Source organism: Mycobacterium sp. (assembly GCF_032162105.1).
In the GTDB taxonomy this organism is placed as follows: Bacteria; Actinomycetota; Actinomycetes; order Mycobacteriales; family Mycobacteriaceae; genus Mycobacterium.
Window position 1 is genome coordinate 1 of record NZ_JAVRPS010000087.1, and the last position, 7230, is coordinate 7230.

The following is a 7230-nucleotide window of genomic DNA, read 5'->3' on the forward strand; positions in this document are numbered from 1 at the left end:
CGGCAACCGCGCAACGGTTCGACGTCGAATCCACGTCGAGCACGTAGTGGCTACATCCATACTGGTGGCGGCTGCCGTCGGCAGCGGAGGAGGCCCCAATGTCGGAATCTGCGTCGCCGAACGTCGTGTTCTTCCACGTCGACAACCTCGGCTTCGGTGAACTCGGCTGCTACGGCGGCGGAATCCTGCGCGGCGCCGACACCAAACGCATCGACGCCTTCGCCGCGCAAGGCTTCCAAATGTTGAACTATGCGCCCGAATCCCAGTGCACCCCAACCCGTTCGGCGCTACTCACCGGACGCCACGCGATCCGCTCGGGCAACCACACCGCCTCCGGGCACGGCATGCCGTTCGGTCTTGTCGCGTGGGAACGGACCCTGGGCGACATCTTCTCCGAGGCCGGGTACGCCACCGCGTGTCTGGGCAAATGGCACGTCGGCGACGAAGAGGGCCGCTGGCCCACCGACCACGGGTTCGACGCCTGGTATGGACCAGAACACTCCTACGACGAAGCACTCTGGGAGACCGACCCCTGGTATGACCCCACCCGCGACCCGGTGTCGCACCTGTTGGAGAGCACCACAGGTCAACCGCCAACAGAGTGCGAGCAGCTGACCTTCGAGGTGAAACGCAACGTCGACGTGGAATACCTACGCCGTGCCTTCGACTTCATCGACGACAGCGTCGCCAAGGACGCACCGTTCTTCCTGTACTACAACCCCACCTTGATGCACCTGCCCTGCGTGCCGCGCGATGAGTACAAGGGCACCAGAGGCAACGGCGACTGGGCCGATTGCCTGCTGCAACTCGACGGCGACTTCGGGGCCCTGCTGGACAAACTCGACGCCCTCGGGCTCACCGACAACACCATCGTGGTGTTCGCCGGCGACAACGGCAACGAAGAGATGCTGCTGCACCGCGGAACCGCCGGCTTCTTCGACGGCTCCTACTTCACCGGCATGGAGGGCTCGCTGCGGACACCGTGCATCACCCGCTGGCCGGGCCACGTCGCCGAAGGGGTGATCAGCAACGAGATCATGCACGTCACCGACTGGTTCACCACCCTGCTCGCGATGACCGGACTCGACGCCCCCGGCGATCGGGCCATCGACGGGAAGGACCAGACCGCGTTCCTGGCCGGTCAGGACGAAGCATCCAGCCGCGACGGCTTCATCTACTGGAACGGCGAACAGATCTACGGCGTCAAATGGCAGAACTTCAAATGTGTGATGGTCCAGCAAAAGTACTTCACCGACCCCGCGCTGCCGCTCGCCTTCCCCCACGTCGTGAACCTCATGACCGACCCCAAAGAACGCGAACCCTACAACCACGTCTACCTGCACAGCTGGACCTTTGCCCACTTCGGACGGTTACTCGCCGAGTTCAAACAGAGCGTCGCGAAGGAACCCCTGATCCCCGCCGGGGCACCACTGGACTTCGTTCCTCAACAACCTTCAGCCTGAAGCGTCGCCACTCTCCCCCAGGGCAGAACCGCGGGCCACGCTGGCCCGCCCCCGCCGAGCCCTACAGCAGGGCAACTCGAGGCATAGTGACGCACCGCGTTACCAGTAAACCATTGCGAGTTGCATCAAATGCAAGTACTCGCACCAGTGGACGATTGAGTGGTTCACGCAGGTCTCGGTGGTAATCACCGGCCTCGGCGGTCGGCGGTGCGCCCTGTCGCAACGCTGTCGCCGCATCGGATACACCCGCCGATGCTCACGGCGCTCAGTCGACCTCGGGTAACCCCCGTCCCGCGCCTCCCCGTTGAAGCCCTTAATACGTCACAGTGACATTTCTTCGAGGGTTGGTTCACTACGGAAATTGTTGCGACACAGGTGCTTTCGACGGCAATGACGGCGTTCGCCGTACGGGGCTAAGCCATCCAACAGTCGACGCGAAGAGTAGCCGTGCGGATCCGCCGACCTGTTCGCGACGGCCGATAACTACGAGCCGACGGCCAAAGCCTTCCAGCGCGCGTATCGCCTGCGGGCCGCCGTCGACGTCCCGACGTCGTACGGCTTGTCAGCGAAGGCCTCGGCAACAAGGAGGTCGCCGCACGGCTGTTCGTCTCACCCCGCACAGTTCAGGCCCACCTCACCCACATCTACACCAAACTCGGGCTGACCTCCCGCGTGCAGCTGGCGCAGGAAGCGACGCGTCGTGGCTGAACTGCCGACCGCATCTCTCACCCCGACTGAGCGCGACGTTATGCGACCGGTCGCGATCCACCATCGAAACCAACCTCGTGACGCTGTACGACAATCAGCGGGCTGCGAATTCTCAACGCGCCGTACGAGAATCTGAGACACTGTTGCGAGGTTCGATGACCATGCAGCAAATCGGGGGCTTGACTTCTGATGTCACGATTGACGCGAAAGCCGTTGAGTGCGACCGGCATCGCCCGTTACAGGGGCGGTTGGGCTCTGATCACCGGCGCGGCCCGTCCGGAGGGTTTGGGGTATGCCTTCGCCCGACAGTTGGCCGGGTTCGGCGTGAACCTGGTCCTCGTCGACATCCTTGACCAGGACCTCCACTCACGCGCCGACGAGTTGCGTAGAGACTTCGACATCGAGGTACGGACCGTGGCCTGCGATCTGGGCGCATTTCCGCCTTACGAGGATCTTGAGACCGTGGTTCAGGATCTCGACGTCGACGTGCTGGTCTGCAACCACATGTACACGCCGGACGAAACGCCGACCATCCTGGACCTGGACCTTGATGTCCACCTACGGATGATCGACATCAATGCCCGGGCCTACACCGCCCTGGTGCATCGATTCGGGCGTGCGATGCGTGATCGTGGGCGCGGCGCGATCGTCATCGTGTCGTCTGGGGTTGGTCTGACGTCGGGCCCGTACAACGGGGGGTACGCCGCCAACAAGGCGTTTCAGATCATTCTGGGTGAGACACTGTGGTACGAGCTGCGCGGCACCGGTGTGGACGTCTTGGTGATGATCGGCGGCCTGATGAACACTCAGGGTGATGCGTTCTCGCAATACCCACAGTGGCTCGTCGGCGACCGCGACAACGTCGCACCTGAGGTGCTCGCAGCCATCGGCCGCAAGCACATGATCGTGCCCGGCGTTCTGAATCGCGCGTTCGTGCTCGCGCAGACCCGGCTGTCATCGCGGCGACGAACGGTGTCCTCGATCGGGCGATTCATGGAAAAGGGGCTCGGCAAGTAGGCGGTTTCAATCCATGGGGCAACGTCGGATCGTGTCGTCCGAGTCGACGTCGAACCAGTCGAACACGGCCTCGCGACCTCGCAGATGGTCCGGCAGCTTGTACCGAAGGTTCCCGCCCTGCAACTTGACCGGCCGGCCTCCAAACGCGGCGAGGTGGCGGGCTGAACCGGGTCTCTAGGCTTAGAGATGGAGGGGCCGACTGGTTGGGCCTCGTATCGGGGGACGCACAGGAGATCGCAAACCACAACCGCTCCCCTAGCGCACGCACGAACTCCCACCTCTTGAACACGCACCGTTACCAGTTAACTAGGCCGAGTTGCATTGTGCTGCAATCTATTTCGAAGTGCCATCGTGAGCGTCGTTCACCTGCTTTGGCTCTGCATGTAGTTGATGTGGTGCGGCTGCGGCGCAAAGTACGGCAGGCTGATTGACGCTGCGCGCGATATTCGTGGCATCTCGGCGTGCAACCAGATAAGTGTTAGCGCGGGTGTCGCGATCCACTGCCAGCCATCTACGGCTGCGCCCGCGGCGTCGACGAAGTGAATCGGAACATCGTCGCCGGTTCGCAGGTTGAGGCAGACTCCCTTGCCCAGAACGCATACGCAGTCAACCGGAGGCTGTGGGTTGTTCCCGTTTCCGTCAGGAAAAGCTTTCCCGTCGGGAACTGGCACGAGCTCGCTAAAACTCAGCGTCCCCACAATGGTGTCGATCGCTACGTCGTTTTCGAAGGCGAGAATGAAGAACGGCGGAACTCCACCGGTAAGGCTTCCTAGCGCTCTACTTGCTGTGCCGACGACTTTGTCGTCATGGTTGAAGGTGGGTCGAAGTCGCTTGAATTTTGCGCCCGCTGCAATGGCGCTTTCAACTCGGGCTTGGTCAGGACGGACTTGACTTCGCCGACGGCAGCTACGCCTTCGACCATGTAGGCACCTGTCTTGGTTCGCGGGTACCGGAACGGGTGATCAGGGTTCGTTATCACCACATCTGCTTGAGCCGATTCGTCACCGTAAGCGTCGTACACCTTGCCCTCTCCGACGCTGAAGCCAGTGGGCAGGAACGAACTACTCGAATACCGCGCGAGTATCGGCCTCGACATCGTCGCCTTTGTCGCCGGGATGGGACGTCTTCGATCGCGCTTCATCGAGGGACAACCGGAGGGCCTTCTCGGTTGTTTGCAGCATCCTATGAAAGCGCAGATGCGGTTCGGCCAAGCCGTCATCAGTCACAATCTTGAAGGTACCGGTCAGGCGCCTTTGCGGGTCCAAACCTGATAGCCGCCAGATCACCCGAGCGGTCGGGATCGGACTTTCGCCTGCTATGAGGACTCGTTGAGGACGGCGACAACGCGCAACTCGCACCTATGGATCACGCACCGGTACCAGCTAACTACAGCGAGTTGCACTGCGGAACAATACTGTTCGGGTCATGGCCTGGCGTGTCGGCCGATCGGTGTCAAGAGAGCTCCCGGTCGCATTCAGGCTAGGGGGTGGAGAGCACGTTATTCCTAGCGATCCAGTCGTCGATGTGGCCCATGGTGATGGATAGCGCGTCCCCGTAAAAAACCATGTGGTCGGAACGGGGAACCTCGACATACGTCGCGTTGCGATACCGGGCTGCGGCCCGGCGTGCCAGCCGCCCCGGCACGATACCGTCGCGCCCGCCCGCAATCACCAGCACCGGACCAGCGACCGCGCCGAAGTCCACCCTGGCGGCTTTGGCCCGATCCAGCCACGGCATAGCGAGCTCGAAGAACAACACACGCCCGGATTCGCAGACCAAATCATCGAACACCCTGCGAGCAACCTCCTCGGCCTGGGCGCCGGCGACGGCTGGCCAAAACCGCTCCCACGTCGGGGGATACACCGGCTTTGCCCATGGCCGCAGCTGTAGAGCATGCCGACGCGAAATCCCCAGCGTGGTGGGATTCAGACCGGAGGGGCCTACCGCCGACGGGCAAGCCGCGACCATGCCGGCATGGTCGGTTCGCGCCGCAACCAACTGGACCACCAGACCGCCCAGCGAGTGCCCGACCAGAAGTGGTGGCGAGTCCAGCGAGGCGACAAGTGCCACCAGGTCGTCGGTGTAGTCACGAAGGCTCAGTGGTGCGATCTTGCTGGCACCCTCGTGCAAGGGCAGCTCATGATGGCGCAACGTCGGCGTATGCACCGTGTAACCACGTTCTTCGAAAGCAGCCCGGCCGGGGGCCCACTGCTCCCCTCGGCTCCACGAACCGTGAATCAGAACGACGTGCTTGATGTCAGACACGAAGACAAGGGTGACAGCTAATGGCCCCGACGGCCGTCAGAACAAGCAAGCTCCTTCATCGCAGTTATCGACTGGTAAGCCGGCCCGCCGCCAAGCAACAGGCGGATGACACCTTCACGTACGCACGGACCGACCAGACTGACGCCTGACCGTAGATAGCGTGCCTGCGCGAGGTCAAGGTTTTTAATTCGCACCTCTTGAGCACGCACCATTACCAGCTAACTGCTGCGAGTTGCACCGTGGCCCAACGTATTTCACCAGAGATGAAGAACAAACAGCGATTTGCGCAGGTCGCCGAATTGGATAGACCTCCTCGCTGTCGCACGGGCTCGCTTCAACTGTTGTCCATACACCCAGGTCGCCGTACGGTTCAATCACTTATGATGTATTCGCTGTTAGATGAACCCTCTTCAGCGTGTCGTGGATGGTCGGCCCCCCTTGGTTAGCAGTCGACCACACTTCGTCCCTCTGCCCGGTACCGCCCCCCATTCGTCACTGTGACGAATTATGTTGTGGTGCAGCGCTATTGCTGCGCCGTAATGAGTGTCCCCGATCGGCTAACTGGATTGGGTTCTACAGCCGGACGGGCTTCATCGTCGAGGAAGCGGGCGAGCAGGCCGAAGCTGGTTCGCCCCCACCGTCACCGTCTCCTAGTTCTTCACGACATAGCGGAGGAGGACCGCGCCCGACGGAAACGTGCGGTTCTCCACCAGCTCCAGCGTGATCCACTTGTCCAGCGTCGGGAAGAACGGCGTGCCGCCGCCGACCGCGGCCGGGGTGACCACCACGTGGAACTCGTCCACGAGGCCGGCCCGGACCAGCGGCGCGGCGAGCGTAGCACCGGCCACCTCGATCACGCCGTTGGTCTCGGCCTTGAGCCTCGTGGCGACCTCGACGACGTCACCGCGCTCCAGCCGGGAGTTCCAGCCGACCGAGTCGAGGGTCTTCGAGAACACCACCTTCGGCATCGCCCGCCACAGCCGGGCGAACTCGGCCTGCACCGACGACACGTCGGGGGCCTCGTCGGCGGTCGGCCAGTGGGCGGACATCAGCTCGTACAGCTTCCGCCCGTACAGCGACACCGCCGTGTCGCGGACCTGGTCGTTCCAGTACTGGTGCAGTTCGGCGTCCGGGTCGCTCCACCCGATATCACCGTTCGTGTCGGCGATGTAGCCGTCCACCGAGACATTCATGCCGTAAGTCAGTTTGCCCATGCGGGTTAGACCACCACACGGACGGAAACTCATCGGACGCCGGCAAAGCGGTAATCTTCACGCCGCCGAACTCCTGCCCGGAGAGTTTGCGCGACTCGACGCCAAACCGGGATTAAGGCCCGCCAGGTTGCCGGTCGAGCCGGCATGTTCGCGAATCGACTTAAACAGCATGGGATTAACCCCCGCGGGGGTCGTAACACCGCTATGATCCGCCTCGCCTATGACCTCCCCGCAGCTAATGCGGCCTAAGGGCCGGCGCGGCAGATTGTTCGCACTGGGGCGGCGCGAGACCCCGCTTCGTCCACGCCGGCACCGATCCGAATTACGTCACCGTGACGAATTAGCCTGCGGCGCAAGGATATTGCTATCAGGCTGTTCTTCTCCGCGTCGACGCCCGGATGGGCTGCTGTCGCCGAGCGAATCCATATATGGCTCGAAACGCGGCATCTGCGACTCGATCACGAAGGAACGGGTCAGCAACTAGCCAGTAGGTGTGCCAATCGACGGCACCAGTTGTATGGACCGCTGCGAGCTAGGCCTGCCACCATGGGCGCAGTGGCAGG

The 7230-nt window shown here is 62.6% G+C and carries 6 protein-coding genes and 1 pseudogene; 4 read left to right on the top strand and 3 right to left on the bottom strand.

All coding sequences use genetic code 11. The annotated features are described in order from the left end of the window. Positions 1-98: 98 nt before the first annotated feature. The 3 genes and pseudogenes from QOC69_RS04185 to QOC69_RS04195 all read left to right on the top strand — a co-directional run bounded on the left by QOC69_RS04185 (position 99) and on the right by QOC69_RS04195 (position 3188). Positions 99-1463 (top strand): sulfatase-like hydrolase/transferase, encoded by a 1365-nt coding sequence (locus QOC69_RS04185; protein WP_526436664.1) that lies wholly within the window; start codon positions 99-101, stop codon positions 1461-1463. A 546-nt stretch (positions 1464-2009) separates the two neighbouring features. Next, positions 2010-2171, top strand: a pseudogene (locus QOC69_RS04190) (response regulator transcription factor); the annotation flags it as partial. Positions 2172-2369: 198 nt separating this feature from the next. After that, the gene (locus QOC69_RS04195; RefSeq protein WP_526436666.1) at positions 2370-3188 is read left to right on the top strand and encodes an SDR family NAD(P)-dependent oxidoreductase; all 819 of its coding nucleotides are present in this window, start codon (positions 2370-2372) and stop codon (positions 3186-3188) included. A gap of 769 nt (positions 3189-3957) precedes the next feature. Here QOC69_RS04195 and QOC69_RS04200 read toward each other — a convergent pair. Next, on the bottom strand, positions 3958-4329 hold the full coding sequence (locus QOC69_RS04200; RefSeq protein WP_526436668.1) for a DUF6602 domain-containing protein: 372 nt from the start codon (positions 4327-4329) through the stop codon (positions 3958-3960). Between QOC69_RS04200 and QOC69_RS04205 the strand changes: the two genes are divergently transcribed. After that, a complete protein-coding gene (locus QOC69_RS04205) occupies positions 4235-4459 on the top strand; it encodes a hypothetical protein (protein WP_526436674.1) in 225 nt (74 codons plus the stop codon). The genes QOC69_RS04200 and QOC69_RS04205 overlap by 95 nt on opposite strands. A gap of 208 nt (positions 4460-4667) precedes the next feature. On the opposite strand, the gene QOC69_RS04210 is transcribed toward QOC69_RS04205, so the two are convergent. Both QOC69_RS04210 and QOC69_RS04215 read right to left on the bottom strand, forming a co-directional pair. Next, complete coding sequence (locus tag QOC69_RS04210) at positions 4668-5453, bottom strand: alpha/beta hydrolase (protein ID WP_526436670.1); 786 nt, start codon at positions 5451-5453, stop codon at positions 4668-4670. A gap of 650 nt (positions 5454-6103) precedes the next feature. Further along, positions 6104-6667 (bottom strand): dihydrofolate reductase family protein, encoded by a 564-nt coding sequence (locus QOC69_RS04215; protein ID WP_526436672.1) that lies wholly within the window; start codon positions 6665-6667, stop codon positions 6104-6106. Positions 6668-7230: the final 563 nt, after the last annotated feature.